The organism is Niveispirillum sp. KHB5.9 (assembly GCF_048066115.1).
GTDB lineage: Bacteria > Pseudomonadota > Alphaproteobacteria > Azospirillales > Azospirillaceae > Niveispirillum.
This window is the reverse complement of sequence record NZ_JBLTYX010000002.1, coordinates 100,987-124,444: the sequence shown is the minus strand read 5'-3', so window position 1 is coordinate 124,444 and position 23,458 is coordinate 100,987. Positions and strand designations below refer to the sequence as shown.

At 65.7% G+C, this 23,458-nt stretch carries 21 protein-coding genes; 14 read left to right on the top strand and 7 right to left on the bottom strand.

Annotation, left to right across the window (positions count from 1 at the left end; translation table 11 throughout):
* Positions 1-56 precede the first annotated feature (56 nt).
* Entirely contained in the window at positions 57-884 is an 828-nt protein-coding gene (locus ACM9HJ_RS05215; protein ID WP_416570640.1) for a phytanoyl-CoA dioxygenase family protein, read from the top strand.
* 43 nt (positions 885-927) lie between these two features.
* Here the strand turns inward: ACM9HJ_RS05215 and ACM9HJ_RS05210 are convergent, their stop codons facing one another.
* Together ACM9HJ_RS05210 and ACM9HJ_RS05205 are read right to left on the bottom strand one after the other, a co-directional pair.
* Positions 928-2,322, bottom strand: a complete 1,395-nt coding sequence (locus tag ACM9HJ_RS05210; RefSeq protein ID WP_416570639.1) for a serine hydrolase domain-containing protein — start codon at positions 2,320-2,322, stop codon at positions 928-930.
* Complete coding sequence (locus ACM9HJ_RS05205) at positions 2,319-3,809, bottom strand: M81 family metallopeptidase (RefSeq protein WP_416570638.1); 1,491 nt, start codon at positions 3,807-3,809, stop codon at positions 2,319-2,321. Before ACM9HJ_RS05205 ends, ACM9HJ_RS05210 begins: the two co-directional genes overlap by 4 nt.
* Before the next feature lie 88 nt (positions 3,810-3,897).
* On the opposite strand from ACM9HJ_RS05205, the gene ACM9HJ_RS05200 reads away from it, so the two are divergent.
* The 5 genes from ACM9HJ_RS05200 to ACM9HJ_RS05180 all read left to right on the top strand — a co-directional run bounded on the left by ACM9HJ_RS05200 (position 3,898) and on the right by ACM9HJ_RS05180 (position 10,109).
* On the top strand, positions 3,898-5,028 hold the full coding sequence (locus ACM9HJ_RS05200; protein WP_416570637.1) for an NAD(P)/FAD-dependent oxidoreductase: 1,131 nt from the start codon (positions 3,898-3,900) through the stop codon (positions 5,026-5,028).
* Positions 5,029-5,126: 98 nt separating this feature from the next.
* Positions 5,127-6,923 (top strand): CocE/NonD family hydrolase, encoded by a 1,797-nt coding sequence (locus ACM9HJ_RS05195; protein WP_416570636.1) that lies wholly within the window; start codon positions 5,127-5,129, stop codon positions 6,921-6,923.
* Positions 6,920-8,221, top strand: a complete 1,302-nt coding sequence (locus ACM9HJ_RS05190; RefSeq protein ID WP_416570635.1) for an MFS transporter — start codon at positions 6,920-6,922, stop codon at positions 8,219-8,221. Before ACM9HJ_RS05195 ends, ACM9HJ_RS05190 begins: the two co-directional genes overlap by 4 nt.
* The gene (locus tag ACM9HJ_RS05185) at positions 8,221-9,147 is read left to right on the top strand and encodes a threonine ammonia-lyase (RefSeq protein WP_416570634.1); all 927 of its coding nucleotides are present in this window, start codon (positions 8,221-8,223) and stop codon (positions 9,145-9,147) included. The genes ACM9HJ_RS05190 and ACM9HJ_RS05185 overlap by 1 nt, the downstream gene beginning before the upstream one ends.
* The gene (locus ACM9HJ_RS05180) at positions 9,141-10,109 is read left to right on the top strand and encodes an ornithine cyclodeaminase family protein (protein ID WP_416570633.1); all 969 of its coding nucleotides are present in this window, start codon (positions 9,141-9,143) and stop codon (positions 10,107-10,109) included. Before ACM9HJ_RS05185 ends, ACM9HJ_RS05180 begins: the two co-directional genes overlap by 7 nt.
* Before the next feature lie 6 nt (positions 10,110-10,115).
* Here ACM9HJ_RS05180 and ACM9HJ_RS05175 read toward each other — a convergent pair whose 3' ends face one another.
* The 3 genes from ACM9HJ_RS05175 to ACM9HJ_RS05165 all read right to left on the bottom strand — a co-directional run bounded on the left by ACM9HJ_RS05175 (position 10,116) and on the right by ACM9HJ_RS05165 (position 14,005).
* Positions 10,116-10,727, bottom strand: a complete 612-nt coding sequence (locus tag ACM9HJ_RS05175; RefSeq protein ID WP_416570632.1) for a GNAT family N-acetyltransferase — start codon at positions 10,725-10,727, stop codon at positions 10,116-10,118.
* A 14-nt stretch (positions 10,728-10,741) separates the two neighbouring features.
* Positions 10,742-13,078, bottom strand: coding sequence for an Orn/Lys/Arg decarboxylase N-terminal domain-containing protein (locus ACM9HJ_RS05170; protein ID WP_416570631.1), 2,337 nt, complete (start codon positions 13,076-13,078; stop codon positions 10,742-10,744).
* A 99-nt stretch (positions 13,079-13,177) separates the two neighbouring features.
* Positions 13,178-14,005 carry an IclR family transcriptional regulator gene (locus tag ACM9HJ_RS05165; protein WP_416570630.1) on the bottom strand — a complete coding sequence of 276 codons (828 nt, stop codon included), beginning with the start codon at positions 14,003-14,005 and terminating at the stop codon, positions 13,178-13,180.
* 111 nt (positions 14,006-14,116) lie between these two features.
* Here ACM9HJ_RS05165 and ACM9HJ_RS05160 point away from each other — a divergent pair, with 111 nt between their 5' ends.
* Positions 14,117-15,400, top strand: coding sequence for a Rieske 2Fe-2S domain-containing protein (locus tag ACM9HJ_RS05160; protein WP_416570629.1), 1,284 nt, complete (start codon positions 14,117-14,119; stop codon positions 15,398-15,400).
* On the opposite strand, the gene ACM9HJ_RS05155 is transcribed toward ACM9HJ_RS05160, so the two are convergent.
* Positions 15,397-15,837, bottom strand: coding sequence for a MarR family winged helix-turn-helix transcriptional regulator (locus ACM9HJ_RS05155; protein WP_416570628.1), 441 nt, complete (start codon positions 15,835-15,837; stop codon positions 15,397-15,399). The genes ACM9HJ_RS05160 and ACM9HJ_RS05155 overlap by 4 nt on opposite strands.
* Before the next feature lie 81 nt (positions 15,838-15,918).
* On the opposite strand from ACM9HJ_RS05155, the gene ACM9HJ_RS05150 reads away from it, so the two are divergent.
* Positions 15,919-16,881, top strand: a complete 963-nt coding sequence (locus ACM9HJ_RS05150) for a fumarylacetoacetate hydrolase family protein (RefSeq protein WP_416570627.1) — start codon at positions 15,919-15,921, stop codon at positions 16,879-16,881.
* A gap of 11 nt (positions 16,882-16,892) precedes the next feature.
* A complete protein-coding gene (locus ACM9HJ_RS05145) occupies positions 16,893-17,879 on the top strand; it encodes an amidohydrolase family protein (protein ID WP_416570626.1) in 987 nt (328 codons plus the stop codon).
* A gap of 347 nt (positions 17,880-18,226) precedes the next feature.
* Here the strand turns inward: ACM9HJ_RS05145 and ACM9HJ_RS05140 are convergent, their stop codons facing one another.
* Positions 18,227-19,192, bottom strand: coding sequence for a fumarylacetoacetate hydrolase family protein (locus ACM9HJ_RS05140; RefSeq protein WP_416570625.1), 966 nt, complete (start codon positions 19,190-19,192; stop codon positions 18,227-18,229).
* Between the two features lie 77 nt (positions 19,193-19,269).
* Between ACM9HJ_RS05140 and ACM9HJ_RS05135 the strand changes: the two genes are divergently transcribed.
* The 5 genes from ACM9HJ_RS05135 to ACM9HJ_RS05115 all read left to right on the top strand — a co-directional run bounded on the left by ACM9HJ_RS05135 (position 19,270) and on the right by ACM9HJ_RS05115 (position 23,454).
* A complete protein-coding gene (locus ACM9HJ_RS05135) occupies positions 19,270-20,298 on the top strand; it encodes a hypothetical protein (RefSeq protein ID WP_416570624.1) in 1,029 nt (342 codons plus the stop codon).
* Between the two features lie 96 nt (positions 20,299-20,394).
* Positions 20,395-21,354, top strand: a complete 960-nt coding sequence (locus ACM9HJ_RS05130; protein ID WP_416570623.1) for an MBL fold metallo-hydrolase — start codon at positions 20,395-20,397, stop codon at positions 21,352-21,354.
* A gap of 5 nt (positions 21,355-21,359) precedes the next feature.
* Positions 21,360-22,937: an FAD-dependent oxidoreductase gene (locus tag ACM9HJ_RS05125; RefSeq protein WP_416570622.1), complete on the top strand. Its 1,578-nt coding sequence runs from the start codon at positions 21,360-21,362 to the stop codon at positions 22,935-22,937.
* Positions 22,934-23,137, top strand: coding sequence for a DUF2783 domain-containing protein (locus ACM9HJ_RS05120; RefSeq protein WP_416570621.1), 204 nt, complete (start codon positions 22,934-22,936; stop codon positions 23,135-23,137). Before ACM9HJ_RS05125 ends, ACM9HJ_RS05120 begins: the two co-directional genes overlap by 4 nt.
* Entirely contained in the window at positions 23,134-23,454 is a 321-nt protein-coding gene (locus tag ACM9HJ_RS05115) for a 2Fe-2S iron-sulfur cluster-binding protein (protein WP_416570620.1), read from the top strand. The genes ACM9HJ_RS05120 and ACM9HJ_RS05115 overlap by 4 nt, the downstream gene beginning before the upstream one ends.
* The last annotated feature ends 4 nt before the right edge of the window (positions 23,455-23,458 follow it).

The window sequence follows — 23,458 nt, the reverse complement described above, 5'->3', positions numbered from 1 at the left end:
TCCCTCCCATAAAACCGTTTCTGACATCAGAATCAGTTTTTGGGAGGGAAAATATCATGCAGGCCATGGAAGCAGGGGCAGAGGTCGAGGCGTTGGAACGGGATGGTGCGGTTGTGGTGCGGGGGGCGGTGCCGCCCGACTGGATCGCGCGGATGCGCGACGCGATCGAGGGGGAACTGTCGGCACCATCGGCCACCAGTGCCGAGTATGGGCGCGTGGCCGGCCGTTTCTATGGCGATTTCTTCCTGTGGCTGCGCAATCCGATCTTCGCCGATTTCGCCCTGAACTCCCCGATGCCGGCCCTGGCGGCGCAGCTGATGCGCAGCCGGACGGCGCGGCTGTTCTATGACCAGCTGTTCGTGAAGGAGCCGGGGTCGGTGGAGCGCACCCCCTGGCACCAGGATCTGCCGTATTGGCCCGTGACGGGGCGACAGGTCCTGTCGATCTGGGTGCCGTTCGATGCGGTGGGGCCGGACAATGGCGTCGTCACCTATGTGCGTGGGTCGCACCGGCGGGGGGAGACCTATCGGCCCCAGGCCTTTGATGCCGCCAACCAGGGCGCCTTCGCTGCCAGCGCCTATCCCCCCATTCCCGATATCGATGCCGATCCGGAACGGTTCCCCATGCTGTCCTGGGAATTGGAACCCGGCGACGTGCTGGTGCATCTGGGTCTGACCATCCATGGCGCGCCGGGCAACCGCACCGCCGACCGTCGCCGCCGCGCCCTGGCCATCCGCTATACCGGCGACGACGCCACCTATGATCCACGGCCGGGGACCTTCATGGACATGGCGAGCGTGCGGGCGAATATCCCGCCGGCGGGCATTGCCGCCGGTGCCCCCATGGGCGGTCCGCTGTTCCCGCTGGCTTGGCCACAGGGGTAGAGGGGATGGCCCGGTGATCACTCAGGATCATCGGGCCTTGGCATCAACGTGCCGCCGCCTTCACCGCCCGGATGGCGCCTTCATAGAAATACAGCACCATCTCCACCCCACCATCGCTACGCTGCTTGAAGTCGATAGCGACCTCGTCATCGATGCTGGACAGGAACCGGCCATTGCCCTGGTGGCGCAGGGGCAGCAGGGGGGCGCCGCTGTTGATACCGCCGAAGCTGGCCTTCAGCACGCCATCCTGGAAGACGAAGCCCAGCTTTTCGAACCCCATGCGGAAGGCACCAACCTGATAATCTCCGGCCAGTGCCGTGCCCGTTTCAGTCGGCACAGGCGCATCCACGGCCGTCAGCGGCGGCAGCCCCAGATAGAGTCTTGCCAGCTTGCGTTCGATCGAGATCGGCGGGAAGGCCGTGTTCTGGCCGTTGGTGGCAATCGCGATGGTCAGGTCGTCATCGGGGTAATAGGCGAAATCCGCCGCGAAGCCGAAGATGTTGCCGGCATGGGTGATCTTGCGATGGCCTTCCATCTTCCCATCGACCAGACAGCCCAGCGCATAGGGGTTGGGCGTGCCGTCGGCCAGCGGCCCGGTGGTCAGGGCTAGGTCGCGTACTTTGCCCGCCGTCTTGGACCCGAACAGGCCCTGGCGGTAGCGCAGCAGGTCGCCGGGCGTGGAGACCAGCGCACCGGCGGAAAACGGCACCTCGAAATCATAAAGCTGCGTCGGCTTGAACCCGCCGGTCGCATTCTCATAACCGCGCGCCCGGTCCTTGGCCCCATTGTCGCGGGCATCGAAACCCGACCGCTTCATCCCGAACGGCGTCAGCACCTGTTCGCGCACATAATCGGCATAGGATCTGCCGCTGACCTTCTCCACGATCAGGCCCAGCAGATAGGTGTCGGAATTGCTGTAATTGAACATCGTTCCCGGCTTGAACAGCAGGGGTTTGGTGGCGAAATGGCCAACCACATCATCGCGGCTCATCCCCACCGGCCTAGCCATGGGGAAATCGGGCAGGTCGGTGTAGTTGGCGATGCCCGACGTGTGATTCAGCAACTGGCGCACCGTCACGTCGCGCGCCGGTGCGGCCAGGGTCGGCAGGTAATCGCCGGCCGCCTTGTCCAACCCCACCGACCCGGAAGCCGTCAGTTGCAGCACCGACAGGCAGGTGAAGGTCTTGGTGATCGACCCGACGGGAAAGCGGGTTTCCGGCTCCACCTTGATCTGCCGTTCGACATCGGCGAAGCCGAAGCCGCGCTGATAGATGATCTTGCCACCCTGTTCGATGGCCACCGAAATGCCCGGATAGGGACCGGTCTCCAGCGCCTTCTGCACGATGGCATCGGCTTGGCTGGCCAAGGGCGGGGCGGCCCCGGCCATCGCCGGCATCAGGCAGACAAGAAGCGCGCAAAGTGTCGTGGCGCGGGTCATCGGGTCGTCTCCGTCGATAGGGTCACGGGGAAAGGGGCGGCACCGACCGGATCGATTGGCCAGCGCGGGCGCCAGAGATTGCGATAGGTATAGGCCGACAGGTCCAGTTGCAGGGTGCCTGGGCAGTCGAGCGTGATCAGCCGCCGCGCGATGGCAGCGAATTCATATTCGTAATGACGGCTGGACTTGACCGCGACGATGGTGCGGCTGGCGATGTCGATGCCCAGCCGGGTGAACAGGTCGGGCGACAGGCCCTGGCAGGCCTTGGCGACCACCACCACGTCCACCCCGTCAAAGCGGATCGCCGCGGCCCGGCCGACGGCAAGCTCCATGCCCTCGAATGTCTGGACCGCGGCCGGATCAAGCGCCAATATCTCCGCCTCCCCATCCAGCGGCCACCCGGAAAGCCGGCCCGCCTTGCCGCCCAGCCGCAGGGGCAGGCGCGCACCCACACCGGCGCGGAAGGCGAGATCGACGGCGCCGGGATCCCAAAGCGGACCCAGGCACGCATTGCGCACCCCGCGTTCGATCAGCCGTTCCAGCAGGGACGTGCTGTCCCCCGGTGCCCCACCACCCGGATTGTCGGGAGATTCGGCCAGCACCACCGGTCCGGCCGTCTCTGTCAGGGCCAGGTCGATGGCCCGGTCCATCGGGATCGGTGCTTCCATCCCGACCGGCGCCAATGCCGCCGCCTCATGCGCCAGCAGCTTGGCCAGATGCGCGGCGCGGGTGGCATCACCGTCGGTGATGACCAACGTGCGCGTACCGCTGCTTTCCGCGTCGCTCCATGGGAAGCCATGGATCAGGGAGACCGACAGCGCCTCTCCCGCCTGTTCAAGCACCAGCATCCGGTCGACGAAGTGCCGCACCGGCGGGCGGGATGTGTGGAACACGCCCAGCGTGCCGCTGTCCCAGGCCCGCATCACGGGTCGGATGCGCCCTTCGGCCGTGGCGATCAGCAGGTCCAGCGTCTCCACGGCGCGGGCATCGCTGTCGCTGTGCGGATATTCCTTGAAGGCGACGATGATATCGGCGGCATCGACCATGCGCGCCGACAGGTTGGCATGGGGGTCGATGGTGGCGCCCACCGCCACGCCCGGCCCGACCAACACCCGCACACGGGCCAGCAGATCGCCCTCGCAATCATCATAACCATCGGCATGCATGGCCCCGTGCAGCGACAGGGCCACGATGTGCACCGGCATCGCCTCGCGCAGTTCCGCCAGGATGCGGCCGCGCAGGGCCTCATAGGTGGCACGCACGATCAGGCCGCTGGGATCGGCGTAGGCACAGGTCCCCTCGATCAGGTCGAACGCGCCGTCCCGCGCCCGGCGGCGCGCCTCCTGGCACAGGGCGACGCCGTCGACATGGCTGTCGGGCCGCGCGCCGGGCCCGAACAGGCCGCCCTGCGTGAAGTTGCCCAGATCGACGGGGAAGGGTGCGAAGGCGTTGGTTTCGTTCCAGAGCGCCGCCGTGAAGACCCGCATTCCAGCATCTCATTATAAACCTGACATCGCCTTCATAAATCGATATATGGGTGACCTTTGTCAAATGAATGTTGGGAAGGGGAAGCGGATGATCGACTGCGACTTGTGCATCGTCGGGGCCGGGATCGCCGGCGCCTCACTTGCAGCGCGGATCGCGCCCTGGTGCCGCACCATCCTGATCGACCAGGAGGCCCAGCCCGGCCATCATGCCACTGGCCGGTCGGTGGCGATCTTCACGCACGCGCTGTCAGGGGCCCAGGTCGGGCCGCTGACACGGGCCAGTGCGGCCTTCTTCACCGCCCAGGACAGTGTCGAACTCCCTCTGCGGCCCGGCCGGCCGGTGCTGCTATTTGGCGACGGGACGGCGGAAGGGGAACTGACGGCGCTGCATGACCAGCTTCGCGCAGGAGGCGGCCGGGCACGCCTGCTGCGGGGTGGGGCAGTCCAAGAGCTTGTGCCCATCCTGCGGTCCGAACATGCCGCTCTGGCGCTGCTGGATGAGGATGCATTCGAGATTGATGTCGATGCGATGCTGCAAGGCTGGCTGCGGCAGGCGCGGGCGGCTGGTGCCAGACTGCTCACGAATGCCCGGCTTTCCCATGCGGAGCGCATCCCTGGCGGCTGGCGCCTGCGGGCCGGGGAAACCGATATCCGGGCGAGGGTCCTGGTCAATGCCGCCGGTGCCTGGGGCGATGTGGTGGCACGGATCGCCGGCCTGTCCCCGCTGGGCCTGACGCCCCTGCGCCGTACCGTGTCGGTGCTGCCGGCCATGGGTTTGGACCCGGAGCCCTGGCCGATGTGCGTGGCCGCCGGCCATGATCTCTATTTCAAGCCCGATGCCGGCCGGCTGCTGGTTTCCGGCATGGAGGAGAGCCCGTCCGACCCCTGCGATGCCATGGTCGATGATCTGGAGGTGGCGATGGCGCTGGACCGGCTAGAGACTGTCACCGGCCTGCCCCCGCGCCGTCCGCTGCACAGCTGGGCCGGCCTGCGCACCTTCGCGCCCGACCGGGAGCCGGTGGCGGGGTTCGATCCCGATGACGATGCCTTCTTCTGGCTGGTGGGCCAGGGCGGTACCGGCATGCAGACGGCACCCGCATTGGGGGAGGCGGCGGTCTGCCTGCTGCGTGGCGTGGCTTTGCCGGAGCCATTGCTGGTTGCCGGTGTATCGCCGAGGGCACTGGGGCCGACGCGGTTTCGGGCGATTGACACCAGATAATAAACCTGACATCAGTATCATATTCTGCAAAATAGCCGGGAGAGACGGTGATGGCGGCGGGGGCGTTGAGACGCTGGTTGGGCTGCGGTATTGCGCTGATGGCCTTATGCGGTGGCGGGTACGGCGCGCGGGCGGCTGAAACCCCGGCGGCGACCACAGCGCCACAGGTGGCGCGGCCCGACACCTCCTATTACCTGGCCATGCGTGACGGCGTGCGGGTGGCGGTCAGCCTCTGGTATCCGGGTGGCAAGCCACCGGCCGCGAAGGCGCCCGTGCTGTTGATCCAGACCCGTTATGGCCGCACCGGCATCTATAATTTCAACGAGGGCGGCCATTATCCCCTGTACCGGCAGGCCGGCTATGTGGTGGCGGTGTTGGATACGCGCGGGTCGACGGTATCCTTCGGGCCGCGCGATGTGGAACTGGGCCCGGATGAGATCGCCGACATGGACGAGATCATCCGCCACCTGAAGGCTCAGCCCTGGTCCAACGGCCAGATCATCGCCGCCGGCCTGTCCTATATGGCGGACACGGCCGATCTGGCCACCGGATCGCCGGCCGGGCTGACCGGCGCCATCATCCGCCAGGCCGATTTCGACGTCTATCGTGGCCTGATGGTGCCGGGCGGCATCTGGAACGATGCGATGCTGGAAGGGTGGGGGGCCGATACGCTGCGCCGCGACCTGGGCCGTTCGGTCGATCCGTCGCTGGGGCTGGATTGCGCCCTGCGCGTCGCCGATTGCCCCAAGTTGTTCCCTCGGTTGCAGCCGGTCGATGATGATACCGATTTCGCCCTGGTCCGCAGGGCCATCGCCGGCCGCAAGCGCTGGACGTCCGCCACCTATGCGGACGTGGCCTTCATCGATGACAGGGCGGCCAACGGTTACGTACTGGCACCGGTCAGCCCCTCCAGCCACCTGGCCGCCATCCGCCGGCAACAGGTGCCGGTACAATATTGGGGCAGCTGGATGGATGCCGGCACGGCCGATGGCGCGCTGACCCGCTTCAATGCCGTGCCGGAGGTGCCGGCCCAGGTGATCATCACCGCCAATGACCATGGCGGCGGGCAGCTTACCGACCCGTTCCTGTCGGGCGAGAACCCGCCCAACCCGGCGGGCGAGGCCCAGGTCGCGGCGATGATGGATTTCGCGGCCAAGGTGCGTGCCGGCCAGCCGGTCGGCCGTTCCATCCGCTATTACGTGCTGGGCACCGGTGAATTCCGCGAAACCCCGGTCTGGCCGCCCAAGGGCATGGCCGCGCGGCAGTTCCACCTCGGTCAGGGGCGTTTGCTGGCCGCCGCGCCGGGCAAGCCGGGATCGGATCGCTACAGCGTCGATTTCACCGCCAGCACCGGCCCCGCCACGCGCTGGAGCACGCAGATGGGCACCGCCGCCGCCTATGGCGACCGCCAGGGGGCCGATGCCAAGCTGCTGACCTATACCAGCGCGCCGTTCGACCAGGATATGGAACTGGCTGGCCGGGCCAGCGTCACCCTGACCATGAGGACGGAAACCGCCGATCCGGCGATCTTCGTCTATCTGGAGGATGTGGCGCCGGACGGGCGCGTCACCTATCTGACCGAGGGCCAGTTGCGTGCCGTCAGCCGCAAGCCGGCAGTCGCGGGCGACCTGCCCTATCCAACCGATGGTCCCGCCCACAGCCATAAACGTGCCGATGCGCTGCCGGTGGTGCCAGGGGAGAAATTCGAGGTCGATATCGCCCTGTTCCCCGTCGCTGCCCGCATCCGTCGCGGCCATGCGGTCCGCATCGCCATTGCCGGGGCCGATGCCGGCACCTTCCGCCGTTATTCCGACGGCAAGCCGGACGCCTTCACCATCCTGCACGGGGATGACAGCGCCAGTGCCGTCACCCTGCCGCTGCGGGTGTGGCAATGAGCGCCGTAACCGTGGGGCAGGGGGCTGACGGCTGGCCGTCACCCGCCCGTGCCTGGTGGGTGATGGTCGTCCTGTTCATCACCGCCATCGTCTATTACACCGACCGCTTCATCCTGAACCTGCTGGTCGATCCCATCCGTGCCGATCTGCACATCACCGATACCCAGGTCAGTCTTTTGCAAGGCGTGGCGTTCACCTTCGTCTATGCCATGGCCGGGCTGCCGCTGGGCCGCTTCGCCGACATCCTGCCCCGGCGCCGGGTGATGGTCGCCGCCGTGACGGTGTGGAGCCTGGCGACCGTGGCCTGCGGCTTCGCGCGCTCGTTCGAGGAACTGTTCATCGCCCGCATGCTGGTGGGCATCGGGGAGGCGGCATTGGCGCCCGCCGCCGTGTCGATCATGGGCGATTATTTCCCGCCCCATCGCCGGGGCACCGCCATCGGCGTGTTCATGACCGGCATGTCGGTGGGCGGCAGCCTGTCCATCGCGGCGGGTGGCGGGTTGTTGCAGGCAGCTAACCAGGGAATGTTCGCTTCCATCCCCGGGTTTGCCGATCTGGCGCCCTGGCGGTCGGTGCTGATTCTGCTGGCCGTGCCTAGCCTGCTGGTCGTGGCCCTGCTGCTGACGGTGCGCGAACCGGTTCGCCAAGGCGGCGGCGATACCGGGGATCGCGCGCCGTTGAAGGATGTGATCACCGGCTTCGTGGAACGGCGCCATATCCTGGTGCCGCTCTATGTCGCGGTGGCGATGGCATCGGTGGGGGACTGCGCCCTGCATAACTGGACACCGTCGCTGCTGTCGCGCCGCTTCGATTATACGCCGGGCGAGGTCGGGGCGATTCTGGGCGGGGTTTCACTGGCCATGGGCGTCATCGGTTCGCTGTTCGGCGGCATGCTCAGCGATCATCTCTACCGTCGCGGCGGGTCGCGGGCCCGGCTGCTGGCGGCGTCGCTGTTCGCGCTGCTGATGATCGGCGGCTCGGCGGTGGCGCTGGCCGGTAATGGCCTCACTGCCGTCGCGCTCTATGCGCTCTGGGCCGTGATGTCGTCGATCGCCGCGACCATCGGGGTGACCATGATCCAGGAAACCATCACCAACCCGATGCGCGGCGTCGGCACCTCGCTGGTATCGTTCGGCAATATCCTGGTGGGGATGAGCCTGGGCACCAGCCTGACGGCGGTGTTCACCGACTATGTCTATGCCGATCCGCTGGCCGTGGGCTGGTCCATCACCTCCGTGGCGGCCCCTGCCGGCCTGCTCTCGGCCCTGATGTTCTATCGCGCGCTGCGGAGGTCGTGATGCTGGAGGATGTCGAAGCCGCGTCGGCGCGCATCGCCGGCCATGTCCGCCGCACGCCGATCCTGTCCCTGCGCGGCGGGTTGGGCCTGAAGGCGGAAAGCCTGCAACCGACGGGATCGTTCAAGATCCGTGGCGCCTTCAACACCATCCTGGGCCTGTCCGCCACCCAGCGCGCAGCCGGCGTTGTTACCCATTCCAGCGGCAACCACGGCCAGGCGGTGGCCTATGCCGCCGCCCGGCTGGGCGTGCGGGCCGTGATCGTGATGCCCGACGACGCACCGCTGGCCAAGCTGGATGGCATCCGGCACTGGGGCGCGGAGGTGGTCACCGTTGCCGCCGCCAGTGCCGAACGCGCCGCGCGGGCACACGAGATTGCGGCGGCGGCGGGTTCCAGCCTGGTCGAACCCTATGACAGTGACGCCGTGATCGCCGCCACCGGCACCATCGGGGAGGAGATACTGGCCGACCGGCCGGACACTCGCCAGGTGTTCGTCGCGGTGGGCGGTGGCGGTCTGGCCTCCGGTCTGGCCCGCGCGCTGAAGCATCGCAACCCGACCATCCGGGTGATCGGGGTGGAGCCCGAATTGGCGGCCGATGCCCAGGAAAGCAAGATGCTTGGCGCTGTCGTCTCATGGCCCGGTGAGCGGACGGGCCGGACATTGGCTGACGGGCTGCGGGTGCAGCAATTGGGCGACCTGAACTGGCCCCTGATCCGCGACCATGTCGACCACATCGTCACTGTCGGGGAAGCCCAGATCCTGCGTGCCATCCGGCAGATCGCTCTGGAAGCGAAGCTGGTCGCCGAACCCAGCGGTGCCGTCGCCATCGCCGCTGCTCTTGCCGCCGGTGCGGGGGAGGGGGATGTGGCCATCCTCAGCGGCGGCAATCTCGATCCCGGCCTGCTGGCGGAGGCGATGGCATGCTGATCATCGATGAACAGACGGCGCTGAAGGCGGTTGGGATGGCGGATGCCATTGACGCCGTCGAGCAGGCCTTCATCGCCTTGGAGCAGGGGCAGGCGGAACTGTTTCCCGTCGTGACAGGCCATGGCGGGGCACCGGACCGTTTCTTCGCGGTGAAGAGCGGGGTTGTCGGTGACCGCAATCTGGCGGGTCTGAAGCTCGGCACCTATTGGCCCGCCAACCGTGTCGCCGGCCTGCCCAGCCATGGATCGACGGTGCTGCTGATGGACACCGCCACCGGCTTTCCCGCTGCCCTGGTCAGTGCCACCGGCCTGACCGCGATCCGCACGGCGGCGGCCGATGCGGTCGCCGTCAGGCACCTGGCCCGGCCGGATGCCGCTGTGCTCGGTATTGTCGGTGCTGGCCACCAGGCCTGGTACGACCTGCTGGCCATCCGCCATGTCCGTCCGATCAAACGCGTCCTGGTATGGAACCGCGATCCGGTCCGGGCCGACGCCTTTGCACAACGTGCCCGGGGGCTGGGCCTTGATGCGGCGGCGACGTCGCTGGAGGAAACGGCACGCGGCGCCGACATCCTGGTCACCGCGACGGCCGCGCGCGAGGCGCTGGTTAGGGCGCAATGGGTCCGCCCCGGCACCCATATCTCCGCCATGGGTGCCGACGCGCCGGGCAAGCAGGAACTGGATACGGCCCTGGTGGCCTCTTCCCTGCTTGTGGCGGACAGCATCGCTCAGTCGCTATCCATCGGCGAATGCCAGTCGGCTGCCCGCGCCGGCCTGATCGGCCCCGGTGATGTCACCACACTGGGTGCCGTCATCCTGGGAAAGGGGCGCCCCGTGCCCCCGGATACCGTGACGATGTTCGACAGTTCGGGGACCGCCATCCAGGATCTGGCTGTTGCCGGCCTCGCGGTCAGCCGCAGCCTGGACCAAGGCCTTGGCACCCGGGTGCCGCTCGGGGCGTGACACGCATCAGGAGGCGGGCATGTCGCCGGCCGGCGGCTTCGCCTTCACTTTCTTCGGCATGGGCAGGGGCGGGGTGCTGTTGCCCTCGCCCAGCGGCCGGATGACCATGACGCTGTCCGTCCAGCGGCCGTATTTATAGCCGACGGAGGGCAGGAAGCCGCAGCGGGTGAAGCCGAAACTGTCATGCAAGCGCAGCGACTTTTCATTGGCCGCATCGATATAGCCGATCATCTGCCGGAACCCCGCCGCCGCGCAGGCATCGATCAGGAACTGCATCAGCCGCCTGCCCACCCCGGTGGACAAATGGTCATGATGCACATAGATCGAATGTTTCACGGCATAGCGATAGGCCGGGCGCTTGCGGAACGGCACGGCATAGGCATAGCCCACCACCACGCCGTCCAGCTCGGCCGCCACATGCGGCAGCCGCTTGCTCAGCATGTTCTTGCGCCGGCGCTTGATATCATCCTCGTCCGGGTCCTCAGGCTCGTAATCGCCGAGGCCCCGGTTGATGTAATGGACATAGATGGCCAGCATCGCCTCCACATCTGCCTCCGTCGACGGACGGACGATCAGGGTGGATGCGGGAGCGGGGCCGGTAACAGGCGTCAAAGTCATGGGTACTGCTGATCCTATTCACGAACGACATAGGTATAGAAACGGATGCGGCCATCGGGGTCCAGCTTGCGATAAACGCCCTGGATCTCATTGTCGAAGCCGGGGAACAGGTTGGCCCCCTTTTCGAACACTTTCAGGTAATCGATCATCGGCTTGGCCCGTTCCGTCAGCCGCTCGCCGGGCAGGATGGTGGCGATGCCGGGCGGATAGACCAGCATCAGGGTGGTGGCGATGCGGCCTTCCAGCTGGTCCAGGGTGACGAAATCCACCTTGTTGCGGACAAGCTGCTTGGCGGCCTTGTGCGGCAGCATGGCCATTTCCGGCAGATGTTCGGGCCGGAACTGCCGGCGCTGCAGGGCGCTGATATTGTGGTCGCGATAGAAGCTGTGGATGTCGCGGCACAGGTCGCCCAGGCGTACACCATTATAGCGGGGCGCGCGGCGGCGGACGAAATCGGGCATGATCTCATCCAGCAGCGCGTTGTCGTCATGCAGGCGCTTGAAGAAGATCAAGGCACTCATCAGGCCGCCGGCCTTGCTGCTCTCCACGCCGGGCGTCAGCAGGAACAGCAGCGAGTTCAGGTCGTTCTTCTCCGGCACGATCTGGTTTTCACGCAGGTACTCCGCCACCACGGGTGCGGGCACGCCCTGATCCAGATAAGCGCCGGTCTTGCGGTCGAAGCCCGGCGTCAGGATGGTCAGCTTGTTGGGGTCGGTCATGGCATAATCCGGCCCCAGATGCTTGTACCCGTGCCAGTCGCGGCCCGGTTCCAGCATCCAGTGCGACGGATCGCGGGCCAGATCGTCGGTGGGCACATCCTCCCACCGTACATCCAGCCCGTCCAGATTGGTCACGTCGGGCACGAACGGGTCGAAGAACCATTGCCGGGCGGGATCGCTCTCCTTCTCCAGGAATTCCCGGCCTATGGTGCGCAGCTTCTTGCGGATTTCCACGCCCAGCCGGATCGTGTCGTCCCACAGCACCTCGCCCGACTTGCCCTTCATCATCTGCGCGCCGACATCCAGCGAGGCGAAGATGGGATAGAACGGGCTGGTGGAGGCGTGCTGGAGGAAGCTTTCATTGAAGCGGCGATGTTCCACCCGCCGCTCGATATCGCCGATATGCTTGTCCTTCACATGGATCTGCGATGCCTGGCTGAAGCTGGCCAGCTGCTTGTGGGTCGACTGGGTGGTGATGATGCCGGGGCTGTCGGGGCCCAGTTCCTTCACGCCCATGCCGAAACGGCCCTGGAACAGCGGGTGGAACTTCATGAAGCCGGCCCAGGCCTCGTCGAACAGGATATAGTCGCAGAGCGGCCCCAGCTTCTGCACCAGCAGGTCGGCATTGTTGATGGTGCCGTCATAGGTACATTGCTGGATCACCGCCACGCGGAAGGGGCGCGGCTTCTTCCAGGCGTCGGGGTCCTTCACCATCGGATGGGTGCGGATCTTCTCCCTGATCTTGTCCTCGTCCAGCGCCTCGTAATCGATGGGACCGATCAGGCCATGGGCGTTGCGGTCGGTCTCCAGGAAGATCGGCGTGCCCTGGCCCAGCAGCAGCGCACCATGATGGGCGGCCTTGTGGTTGTTGCGGTCGAACAGCACCAGGTCATCCTCCGCCACCAGCGCCCCCAGCACCACCTTGTTCGACGCCGAGGTGCCGTTCAGGACGAAATAGGTGCGCTCCGCCCCGAAAATCTTGGCGGCTTCCTTCTGCGCGCGCAGGGCGGGGCCTTCATGGACCAGCAGATCGCCCAGATCGACGACGGAATTATCCAGGTCGTCGCGGAAGATCGCCTCGCCCAGATGTTCCACGAAGATGCGGCCGATGGGGCTGCGGCTGTAGAAGATGCCGCCATTATGGCCGGGGCAGGTCCAGAGCTGGTTGCCCTCCTCGGCATAATCGACCAGCGCACCGAAGAACGGGGTCTTCAGCGTTTCGGCATATTGGCGTAGGCGGCTGATCAGGTTCTTGGCGATGAACTGCGGCGTCTCCTCCGCCAGGAAGATGTATCCATCGATCTCCCGCATCACGTCGACCGGGATATCCTCCAGCCGCTTGCGCCGCACCACCAGCACGATAGGCATCTCCAGCCCGCGGGCGCGAACCAGGGAGATCAGGGCCGCCGCCTTGCCCTCCGACCAGCGCTTACCCCAGTCCAGCACCATGCAGCCGATGGCCGCGTCGGTGCGGATGGCCAGTTCCGCATCCTCGATCCGGCGCGCCTTGGTCACTTCGAAGCCCAGCCGCTCCACCTCGCCGATGATGTCCTGCAGGCGGGAGCCTTCCAGTTCGTCGGCCTCGAAGGCGGGGGCGCAGACCAGGAAATTGAAGCGGCGGAAGAAATCCATCTCAGGTGGCTCCGTAGGGACTGATCGGAAGGAAAACGTTTGCGGCTGGAGAAGGGATCATGTCCCGTCACCGACCGCAAAAGAAGTTTCAAAGAAATTTCACATCCGGCCGCCCTGTACCGGGAACCGCATCCGGGACCCCAGAAGGGCGGTGGCCGCCTGGCAATGACGCAGCAGCGCCTCCACCAGGGCGGGGGCGGGCGCGGTGCCCGCCAGTTCCTCGCTGGGCATGATCAGGGCGATGATGGCGACCAGCGCCTCGTCCTCGCCGAAGACCGGGGCGGCGATGGCGCCATAGCCGACATTGTATTTGTTGCGGTCCCAGCAATGGTAGAGCCGATGGATATCCGCGATCTGGCGGGTGAATATCTCCTCATTCTCCACCCGGAAATCCGACTCCCGCTGCTTCAGATGCGCCAGCATCTCGTGGCGCCATTCGCGCGGCTGGAAGGCATAGGCGATGCGGGCGGTGGGGGAATGGGGCAGGGACAAGACCAGCCCGACGCTGACATCGATGCGGATGGCGCTGGTCGCCGGCAGGCATTTGCTGACGATGGCGTCGCCCCCGGCCGGTGCGCACAGCAGCACGGTGCGCCCCGTTTCCCGGTTCAGCGCCTGCAGGGCGGGGTCCAGCAGGGCGGACAGGTTCTGCCGCCCGGCCCCGATCTGGCCCCAGCGCACCACGCGCCAGCCCAGCCGGAACCCCCGTCCCTGGGCCAGGCGGGAAACCAGGCCCAATGCCTCCAGGTTCGCCATGTGGCGGGACACGCGCGATTTGGTGATGCCCAACGCGTCGGCGATCTGCTGCACGCCCTGCGGCTGCTCTGCCTCCGCCAGGAAATCGATGATGGTCGCGGCCGTGGCCACGGTTTCGATCTTGGGCGGGGCGGATTGCGGGGCGCGGCGGCGCGGGTCACGGTCGATCATCAGGAAAGCCTATTCCCGTGTTGCGGCTGGTGCAACTTCGCTGGGCCACTTGTTGCGGCTGGCGGTACGGAAACCTTAGGGTCTGACCATACCGGCGAGAGAGGCGAAACGATGGTCAGTGCCGCACAGAATGAACGTCTGGTCCGGGTCGGTCCCGGCACACCCATGGGCGACCTGCTGCGCCGCTACTGGCACCCCGTGGCGGCCATCGCGGAGCTGGAGGCTGATCCCATCAAGACTGTGCGCCTGCTGGGTGAGGATCTGGTGCTGTTCCGCAACAGCGACGGCAGCCACGGCCTGGTCGATCGCCACTGCCCGCATCGCGGTGCCGACATGTCCTACGGCATCCTGGAGGAGGATGGGCTGCGCTGTTCCTATCATGGCTGGTGCTTTGGCAAGTCGGGCCAGTGCACGGAACAGCCGTTCGAGGATATCGCCAATCCCCGCGCCCGCTTCCGCGACAAGATCCGCATCAAGGCCTACAAGGTTGAACAGCGGGCCGGTATGCTCTGGGCCTATATGGGGCCGGACCCCGCACCATTGGTGCCCAACTGGGAGCCTTTCACCTGGGAGAACGGCTTCACCCAGGTGGTGTTCGCCGATATTCCCTGCAACTGGTTCCAGTGCCAGGAGAACAGCTGCGATCCCGTGCATTTCGAATGGATGCACCGCAACTGGTCCTCGCGCCTGTTCGGCGATGGGTCCTATGGGCCCACGCATCTGGAGCTGAAATTCGACGAGTTCGAATTCGGCCATATCTATCGACGGGTGCGCGAGGATACGGACCGGGACAACCAGCATTGGACGGTGGGCGCCACGGCCCTCTGGCCCAATGCCTTCTTCCTGGGCGATCATATCGAATGGCGCGTGCCGGTGGATGACGAGAACACCCTGTCCGTCACCTGGATGTTCCACCGCGTGCCCAGCAACCGCGAGCCCTTCGTGCAGAAGCGCGTGCCCTGGTGGAAGGGCCCGATCAAGGACGAGACCGGGCGCTGGATCGTCTCCCATGTCATGAACCAGGATATCGTCGCCTGGGCCGGCCAGGGCACCATCGCCGACCGTACGGCCGAACATCTGGGCCAGAGCGACCTGGGCATCATCATGATGCGTCGCTGTTTCGAGAAGAACATGAAGCTGGTGGAACAGGGGCAGGACCCGATGGGCCTGGTCCGCGATCCGGACCGCAACCGCTGTATCGAGCTGCCGATCAAACACCGTGAGCTTTTCACCCAGTCCATGACGCTGGAGGAGAGCCGGGCCCTGTCCCGCAAGCTGGCCTACAATCTGAATCAGCCGCATTACCAGCATCAGACCGGCCAGCCGGAAGAGGTGAAGCGGGAATACCAGATCGCCATGGGCATGATCGCCGAGGATGCGGTGGAGACGCTTTAATCCAACCGGGCCTGGATACGATCCAGGACATCATGGAACAGGGTCAACTCCTCCTCGCTCATCAGGCCGGCGATCATGGCGTTTTCCTCTGCCCGCATGGGCAGGATCTCGTCATGGATGGCGGCACCCGCCGCCGTCAGGTCGAAATTGATCAGGCGGCGGTCATTGGTGTCGGGCAGGGATGTGATCAGCCCCTTGTCCAGCAGGGTGGCGATGGCCCGGCTGATCTGGCCCTTGTCGGAACAGGTACGGGCGGCAATGGCCTGGACGCTGGTGGCCCGGCCGGCCGCGATCTGCGCCAGGGCCCGCCATTCGGCCAGGGTCAGGCCGTGTTTTTCGGTGAAGTAGCGCGTGGAACGGCGGTTGATCAGCCGCGACACGATGGAGAGCCGGTAGGACAGGAACGTTTCGATATCGGCTGTTTCGGTGCGGGTCATGGTGGCCGGCTCTGCAAGGACATCAGGGGCTTAGTGCGCCCATGAAGTTGATAAGTCAACAATGTAACGGAGGGTCAAGGCATGAAACTGGGCACGATCCGGCTGAATGGAAAGCCGCAGGTGATCGCACGGGTGGCGGATGACAAGGGCGTGGCGCTGCCCTTCACCTGGATGGAGGACCTGATCCTGGCCGGCGATTCCGGGCTGGATGCGGCGGCCGATGCCATTGCGCGGGCGGTGGCCGGCAGCCTGCCGGTGATCGAACTGGCCGATGCCGACTGGATGGCGCCCAACCCGCGCCCGTCGAAGATCCTGGGCTGTGCGGTCAACAACAACAATCTGAACAGCAAGGCCTATAAGCCGATGACGGCCCCGATGTTCTTCATCAAGGGCCGCAACGCGTTGACCGGCCACAACAAGACCATCGACATCCTGAAGGAACATGGCCAGTCGATCCCGGAACCCGAACCGGTGATCGTGTTCGGCAAGGTCGCCAAGAATGTCGAGCCGGAAGAGGCGCTGGATTACGTCTTCGGCTACACCCTGACCAACGACGTCACGGCCAGCGGCGTGAAGTTCAGCCAGGACGCCATTGCCCTGAAACAGACGCCCGATCTGGTGAAACCCCATCATCTGGCCTGGCGGGAGACGTTCGGGCCGGAGGACACCTATCTCTATTTCATCTACCACGCCAAATCGAAGGCGGCCGACACGTTCGCCGCCATGGGCCCGTGGCTGACCACGAAGGACGAGGTCAAGGACCCCAACAAGCTGTCGGTGCGCGGCTATATCGATGGGGAATGCTACACCGACGACAGCACGGCCAACTACTTCTTCCCCATCCAGCGGGTGATCGCCGAGGCCAGCAAATGGTTCACCATGGAACCGGGCGACTGCATCCATCCGGGCACGGCGTCCAAGGGCACGGCCAAGCACCCCAAGGGCAATGTCGGCACCTATCTGGGCCTCTATGACGGCAAGCTGACGGATGTGGAGGTCGAAGGGCTGGGCCGCCTGACCAACCGCGTCAATCTGGTGAAGTGAGGGAATGGAAGATGAGCGTCATCGACGTCCATACCCACATGATCGGGGCCGAATGGCTGGACATGCTGCGCCACCACGGGGCGCCCAAATATGAGGTCAAACATACCAAGGCCGGGCAGGAAAGCATCTTCCTGCATGGCGCGCCCTTCATGACCCTGTTCCCGGAGATGCTGGATTTCGATCTGCGGGTCCGCAACATGGACCGGGCCGGGGTTGATTTGGCCATCGTGTCGCTGACCTGCCCCAGCGCCTATTGGGGTGGGGAGGCGGTCAGCACCCAAGCCGCCCGCATCATCAACGACCTGATGGCCGAACAGCAGGACCGGCACCCGCAGCGCCTGCGCTGGTTCGCCACGCTGCCCTGGCAATATGCCGGTGCTGCCGTGGCGGAACTGGACCGGGCGGTGGCGCTGGGTGCTGCCGGTGTGTTCGTCACCGCCAATGTCGATGAACGCAACCTGACCGACCCGCAATTCGCGCCCATTTGGGACGCCATCGACCGGCACGCGCTGCCCGTCCTGGTGCATCCCACCGCCCCACAGGGTGCGGCGCAGATGGGTATGGACGAATATGGGCTGGTGCCGCCCGTCGGCTTCATGTTCGACACCACCCTGGCCATCGCCCGCATGATCTTCGACGGGTTCCTGGACCGCTATCGCAACCTGAAGATCATCGCCGCCCATGGCGGCGGCACCTTGCCCTATCTGGCCGGGCGTCTGGACCGCTGTCATGAGCGTATCCCGGCCTGTGCGGAGAAGATCAAGCTGCCGCCCAGCCATTACCTGCGCCAGATCTATTACGACGCCGTGGTCTATGAGAAGGCGGCGCTGGACCTGTGCGTGCATGTGGCCGGCGGGCCGGAGCGGGTGATGTATGGCTCCGACTATCCGCACAATATCGGCGACATGGCGGGCTGCCTGGAAAGGGTGAACGCCATGGGTGGGGCGGCGGCCCGCCAGATCAGGGGCGGGACGGCCGAGAAGCTGTTCGGGCTGTAGGAGCAATAGGCTCAGGCAATCTCATTCCTGCCTTCCCCATTTTCGTGAGGTCTTCGCGAAGCTCTTGGGCACTGCCGTTACACACTCTCTACCGTCACCCCGGCGAAGGCCGGGGCCCCAGTCACAAGAGCTTCGCCCTACGAACTGGGCTCCGGCCTTCGCCGGGGTGACGGTAGATATTGCTGAAACCATTGCAGCCCAAGCTTTTGCGGGAAAAGCACCTTATTCCAAGGGATTACCTTAGCGCCCCTGCGCGAAGCCTGGGATGACGGGAAATTGGGAGGAAAGGCATGGGGAACCATCCACGCACCATCATCGGCAGTTGCCATGACAGGGCCTCCATGCCCCTACCGCCTCTCCCCGATCACATTGCGCAGGGTGCCGATGCCGTCGATCTCGATCTCCACGACATCGCCCGGTTCCAGATAACGCCCGGTCTCGAACCCGCAGCCATTGCCCATGGTGCCCGACCCCAGCACGTCGCCGGGGAACAGGGTCTCGTCCCGGCTGAGGAAGGCGATGCAGGCTTCGAACCGGTGCTGCATGTCGCCGGACCGGCCCACGCCCTGGGTCTGGCCATTGATGCGGCATTGCATGGTCAGGGCATAGGGATCGGGCACTTCGTCACGCGTCACGATCCAGGGGCCCATGGCGTTGCCGGTGTCGAAATCCTTGCCCTTGCTGGGCCCCATGCGGAACTGCTGGTCGCGGACCTGTTCGTCGCGGGCACTGAAATCATTATAGATCGTATAGCCGAAAATATGGTCCCGCGCCCGGTCCACGGTGATGTCCACGCCCTTGCGGCCGATGATGGCGGCGAATTCCACCTCGTAATCCAAGGTCCGGCTGAAGCGCGGCCATTGGATGGTGCCGCCATGGCCGGAACAGGTCATGCGGTTGCCCTTGAAATAGAAGGGCCGCTCATACCAGATCGCGGGCAGGGCATAGGCGCCGCTGGCCTTGTAGGCCTGATAGGCTGCTTCCGGATCGGGCTGGGTGGATGCGCGCATGCGCATGCTGGTTTCCAGCGCCTGCAGGCAATGCAGCTCGAAATTCGCGAAGTCGCGGATGGAGTTGGGCACCGGCAGCGGCGCCAGGAACCGCACATCGTCCGGCGACAGCAGATGGTCGCCGCGGTTGCGGGCCAGCAGGCCGGATATCACGGGCAGCGACCGTTCCTCCGCCTCGATGATCGCCTGCATGCCGGTCAGAAAGGGGGCGGCATCGGCCGCCGCCAGGTCCAGCAGCAGTCCGTCCGCCGTCTGGGCAACGGTGCGCATGCGTCCTTGATGTTCGATCGTCGCCAGCTTCATGGAACTTCCTTCCCGTTCGATGCTGGCATTGGCATAAACCCGATATCGTTGACTTGTCAACCAATGGAGTGCGCATCATGGCTGAGATCGTCCTGGGCATCGGCTGCGCCCACACGCCGCAACTGCACACGCTGGCCCGGGATTGGGATATCCGTGCGGCCCGCGACCGGCAGGATGGCGTGCCCTTCTGGTACAAGGGCCGCAAGCTGCCCTATGCCGAGCTGGAAGCGCTACGCCGGGATGAGGATATCGCCAGCCAGCTGTCCATGCCGATCCGCGAACAGGCGCTGGAACGCAGCTTCGCCGCCATGGACCGGCTGCACGCGCTTTACCGGCAGGTTGATCCCGACATCGTGGTCATTGTCGGCAATGACCAGAAGGAGATTTTCAGCGGCATGATCCCGGCCTTCGCCATCATCGCCGCCCCGACCATCGCCAACATGCCGCGCACGGCGGAACAGAATGCCCGCCTGCCGGCGGGGATCGAGATCGCCGACCATGGTCATCTGCCCGACGGGCACACCGACTATCCCGGCCACCGCGCGCTGGGTCTGCATCTGGCCGGGCATCTGGTGTGTGAAGGCGGGTTCGACGTGACCCTCTGCCATGAAAAGCCGACGGTGCAGGGTGACCAGTCCCTGCTGTACGGCATGCCGCACGCCTATGGCTTCCTTTACAAGAACATTATGCGCGATCATGTGAAGCCGCATGTGCCGGTCGATGTGAACTGCTGGTATTACGAGAACAGCCCCACCGCCGCCCGCTGCTATGATTTCGGCATGGTCCTGGCACAGGCCATCGCCGCCTGGGAAAGTGATGCGCGCGTGGCCCTGTTCACCACCGGTGGCCTGACGCATTTCGTGGTGGATGAGGCATGGGACCGGCAGTTCCTGGCCGCCATGGCGTCGGGCAAGCCCGACTGGCTGCGCGCCATTCCGCAGAACGAGCTGATGGCCGGCACATCGGAATGCAAAAGCTGGATCGCCACGGCGGCGGCCATGAACCAGGCGGGGCTGAAGATGGAACTGGTGGATTACCAGCGCCTCTATCGGACGGAGGGAGGCACCGGTTCCTCCTGCGGCTTCACGGTCTGGCTGCCGGCTTAGTTGCGGCAGCCGCGACAGGGGACGCGTTTGGTTGCGCATCCTGATATTCAGGTTCATATCGTTGACTAATCACCAATAAGCATGGGGAGCCCCGCAATGACCAAGTCCTTCGCATCCTCCGCCGATCTGGCGGAGAAGCGGGAAACGCTGGAGATCGTGTCGGACGGGGTCTATGCCCTGACGGCGGAGGGCGATCCCAATGTCGGTGCGGTGGAGGGGGAGGATTTCCTTGTCTGCATCGACGCCCGCGCTACGCCCTCGGCGGCGCGCGACTGGCTGGCGCAGCTGCGCCGGCACACGGACAAGCCGGTGCGCTATCTGGTGCTGACCCATTACCATGCCGTGCGTGCGCTGGGTGCCGCCGGTTTTGGCGCCGATATCGTGCTGGCCAGTGCCCCCACCCGCACCCTGATCCAGGAACGCGGCCGGCAGGATTGGGACAGCGAGCAGGGCCGCATGCCGCGCCTGTTCAAAGGGGCGGATGAAATCCCCGGCCTGACCTTCCCCGACCTGTCCTTCGACAATGGCGTGGAGATCGAGTTGGGTGGCGCACGCGGCACGCTGGAACTGCGCTTCTGTGGGCGCGGCCACACGGCAGGCGACATTGTCGCCTGGCATGGCAAGTCGAAAAGCCTGTTCGCTGGTGATCTGGTGGAGGCCGAAGCTGCGCTTTACACCGGCGACGCCTTCCACATGGATTGGGCCGGCGCCACGCTGGACCGGGTGAAGGCGTTCGGTGCCGAACAGCTGGTCGGTGGGCGCGGTGCCGTGGCACGCGGGCCGGTGGCGGTGAATGCCGCCATCGAACAGACCCGCGGCTTCCTGACAGGCATGATCGGCCATGTCGGCCCGGTGCATGCGGCCGGCGGCAGCCTGAAGCAGGCGTTCGAAGCGACGCACCAGGCGCTGTCCCCGCAATTCGGCCATTGGCCGATCTTCGAACATTGCCTGCCCTTCAATATCCAGCGCCTGTGGGACGAACTGGACGGCATCGACTGGCCGCGTATATGGACCATGGAACGCGATCGCGCCGTCTGGGCGCAGCTGCAGGGGTGAGGGCCATGTCGGTACGCGGTAACATCCCCGTCTGGCTTTCCATGCAAGCCAGCCCACTCCCCGCCGGCAATACCGGTGACGTGCCCATCGCCATCGTCGGTGCCGGCCCCGTGGGCCTTGCCATGGCGCTGGATCTGGGCCGGCGCGGACACCGGGTCATGGTGCTGAACCGGCTGGATTTCATCCCCGCCGGGTCCAAGGCCATCTGCTTTTCCAAACGTTCCCTGGATATTTTCGACCGGCTGGGCATCGGCGACGCCGTCATGGACAAGGGTGTGGTCTGGAATGTCGGCAAGGTGTTCCGCCGCGACGCCGCCGATCCGCTCTACCAGTTCGACATGCTGCCGGTGAAGGGGCAGAAGCGGCCGGGCTTCGTGAATATCCAGCAGTACCATGTGGAGGAATATCTGTGGCGGGCCGTGGCCGCCCTGCCCAATGTCGAGATCCGCTGGGGCCATGACGTCACCGGCGTGGTGACCGATACCGACGGCGCCACCCTGGCTGTGGAAACAGGACAGGGCGCCTATACGCTGCGCACCCGCTGGCTGATCGCCTGCGATGGCAGCCGGTCTTCCATCCGATCCCTGCTGGGCCTGGATTTCGACGGGCGGGTGTTCGAGGATCATTTCCTGATCGCCGACATCAGCATGAAGGGCGAAAGGCCGGCGGAGCGCTGGTTCTGGTTCGACCCGCCCTTCAATCCCGGCCAATCGGCCCTGCTGCACCGCCAGCCGGACGATGTCTGGCGCCTGGATTTCCAGCTGGGTTGGAACATCGACCGCGACAAGGCCCTGGATCCCGCCAATGTCCGCCGGCTGGCCAGCGCCATGCTGGGCGACGATGTGGAGTATGAACTGGTCTGGACCAGCCTTTATACCTTCCAGTGCCGGCGCATGCGCCGTTTCCTGCATGGGAACGTGATCTTCGCCGGCGACAGCGCCCATCTCGTCTCCCCCTTCGGGGCGCGGGGCTGCAATGGCGGGCTGGCCGATATCGACAATCTGGGCTGGAAGCTGGATCTGGTGCTGCGCGGGCTGGCCGGCCCCGGCCTGCTGGAAAGCTATGACCATGAGGCGATTGTGACGGCGGATGAGAATATCCTGAATTCCAGCCGCTCCACCGATTTCCTGACCCCGAAATCGCCGGTCAGCCTGCTGTTCCGCGATGCGGTGCTGGACCTGGCCGGGCACTGCCCCTTCGCCCGGCCCATGGTCAATTCCGGCCGCCTGTCCACGCCGGTGAGCTACCCCGGCGGGCCGCTGAACAGCGATGATGCCGACAACTGGGATGGCGGTGTGCCGCCCGGCGGTCCGGCGCTGGATGCCGCCCTGGACGATGGTTGGCTGCTGGAAAAGCTGGGCGGGGATTTCGTGCTGATGACTGATGGCTGGGAAGGGCCGCTGCCCGATGGGGTGCGGCTGCTATCCGTTGTCGCCGACAGCGCCGCCGGCTGCCGCTACGCCATGGTGCCGGGATCGGCCTATCTGTTCCGGCCCGACCAGTATGTCGTGGCCCGATGGCACCGGCCCTATGCCGCCGCCATCGCCGCCACCCACCGCAAGGCCATGGGATTTACCGCATGAGCGACCTGACCCTGACCCCCAATATCCCGGACCCGGACGGGTTCTATGCCGAACTGCTGGCCCTGCACCAGGGCCGGGCGGAAGCCGAGAGCCACGCGCTGAACGCCCGGCTGGTGCTGATCCTGGCGAACCATATCGGCGACCGCCAGGTGCTGCGTCAGGCGCTGGACATGGCCGCCCGCACGGGTGAGGCACCATGAGCATCCGGCTGACCATCCAGGATGCCGACGGCACCATCCTGTCGCTGGAGGGGACGGAGGGTGACAGCCTGATGTCCGTCATCCGCGATGCCGGGGCGGAAGGGCTGTTGGCCATGTGCGGCGGCTGCTGTTCCTGCGCCACTTGCCATGTGGTGGTGACCGGCGGTCCCATTGATGCGCTGACGCCGCCATCGGCCGATGAGCAGGATTTGCTGGGTGCCTTGCCCAACGTCACACCGGCGTCGCGCCTGTCCTGCCAGGTGCCCCTGTCGCCGGCGCTGGACGGGCTGTGCGTGACGGTCATGGCGGAGGGCTGAGCCG

Coding starts and splice junctions, on each gene's coding strand:
- ACM9HJ_RS05215 (WP_416570640.1), top strand. CDS start 57: ATGCAGGCCATGGAAGCAGGGGCAGAGGTCGAGGCGTTGGAACGGGAT.
- ACM9HJ_RS05115 (WP_416570620.1), top strand. CDS start 23,134: ATGAGCATCCGGCTGACCATCCAGGATGCCGACGGCACCATCCTGTCG.
- ACM9HJ_RS05195 (WP_416570636.1), top strand. CDS start 5,127: ATGGCCTTATGCGGTGGCGGGTACGGCGCGCGGGCGGCTGAAACCCCG.
- ACM9HJ_RS05185 (WP_416570634.1), top strand. CDS start 8,221: ATGCTGGAGGATGTCGAAGCCGCGTCGGCGCGCATCGCCGGCCATGTC.
- ACM9HJ_RS05180 (WP_416570633.1), top strand. CDS start 9,141: ATGCTGATCATCGATGAACAGACGGCGCTGAAGGCGGTTGGGATGGCG.
- ACM9HJ_RS05130 (WP_416570623.1), top strand. CDS start 20,395: ATGACCAAGTCCTTCGCATCCTCCGCCGATCTGGCGGAGAAGCGGGAA.
- ACM9HJ_RS05140 (WP_416570625.1), bottom strand. CDS start 19,192: ATGAAGCTGGCGACGATCGAACATCAAGGACGCATGCGCACCGTTGCC.
- ACM9HJ_RS05165 (WP_416570630.1), bottom strand. CDS start 14,005: ATGATCGACCGTGACCCGCGCCGCCGCGCCCCGCAATCCGCCCCGCCC.
- ACM9HJ_RS05135 (WP_416570624.1), top strand. CDS start 19,270: ATGGCTGAGATCGTCCTGGGCATCGGCTGCGCCCACACGCCGCAACTG.
- ACM9HJ_RS05205 (WP_416570638.1), bottom strand. CDS start 3,809: ATGCGGGTCTTCACGGCGGCGCTCTGGAACGAAACCAACGCCTTCGCA.
- ACM9HJ_RS05120 (WP_416570621.1), top strand. CDS start 22,934: ATGAGCGACCTGACCCTGACCCCCAATATCCCGGACCCGGACGGGTTC.
- ACM9HJ_RS05150 (WP_416570627.1), top strand. CDS start 15,919: ATGAAACTGGGCACGATCCGGCTGAATGGAAAGCCGCAGGTGATCGCA.
- ACM9HJ_RS05200 (WP_416570637.1), top strand. CDS start 3,898: ATGATCGACTGCGACTTGTGCATCGTCGGGGCCGGGATCGCCGGCGCC.
- ACM9HJ_RS05125 (WP_416570622.1), top strand. CDS start 21,360: ATGTCGGTACGCGGTAACATCCCCGTCTGGCTTTCCATGCAAGCCAGC.
- ACM9HJ_RS05175 (WP_416570632.1), bottom strand. CDS start 10,727: ATGACTTTGACGCCTGTTACCGGCCCCGCTCCCGCATCCACCCTGATC.
- ACM9HJ_RS05190 (WP_416570635.1), top strand. CDS start 6,920: ATGAGCGCCGTAACCGTGGGGCAGGGGGCTGACGGCTGGCCGTCACCC.
- ACM9HJ_RS05155 (WP_416570628.1), bottom strand. CDS start 15,837: ATGACCCGCACCGAAACAGCCGATATCGAAACGTTCCTGTCCTACCGG.
- ACM9HJ_RS05210 (WP_416570639.1), bottom strand. CDS start 2,322: ATGACCCGCGCCACGACACTTTGCGCGCTTCTTGTCTGCCTGATGCCG.
- ACM9HJ_RS05160 (WP_416570629.1), top strand. CDS start 14,117: ATGGTCAGTGCCGCACAGAATGAACGTCTGGTCCGGGTCGGTCCCGGC.
- ACM9HJ_RS05170 (WP_416570631.1), bottom strand. CDS start 13,078: ATGGATTTCTTCCGCCGCTTCAATTTCCTGGTCTGCGCCCCCGCCTTC.
- ACM9HJ_RS05145 (WP_416570626.1), top strand. CDS start 16,893: ATGAGCGTCATCGACGTCCATACCCACATGATCGGGGCCGAATGGCTG.